At 50.8% G+C, this 382-nt stretch carries 1 protein-coding gene; it reads right to left on the reverse strand.

The window, feature by feature from the left end; all coding sequences use genetic code 11:
- On the reverse strand, window positions 1-382 hold a 382-nt coding region (locus NWP09_RS13345), incomplete at both ends, for an FGGY-family carbohydrate kinase (protein WP_258275954.1).

The raw sequence follows: 382 nt of genomic DNA on the forward strand, positions 1-382 counted from the left end.
GCGCAGCTCCTGCGACGGTCGTTTCGGCATCGTCGAGAACTTTTACCGGAATATCAAGCATATTGGCTTTAATCTGATTCCACAATGTGTTGCGACTTCCTCCGCCGACTAACAATAATTCAGAGGCTTTAAAGTGCCCGATTTTTTCCAGCATCTGTAGATTGCGCTGTAATTGCGTGGTTAACCCTTCCAGCGCCGCGCGATAGAAATGCCCCCGCGTGGTATTAAGCGTTACGCCTTGCCAGCCAGCGTTCTGGCACGACAATAAATCACACTGCATTTTCACTCCATCTGCGCCAGGCGCGATCAGGCGAGCTTCTTCAATCAACATTTGCCAGGGAGTTTCAGCCGTCCAGAACAGTTTTCTCACCCATTCCAGCAC

It is taken from the genome of Agrococcus sp. HG114 (assembly GCF_024723325.1).
Lineage (GTDB): Bacteria > Actinomycetota > Actinomycetes > Actinomycetales > Microbacteriaceae > Agrococcus.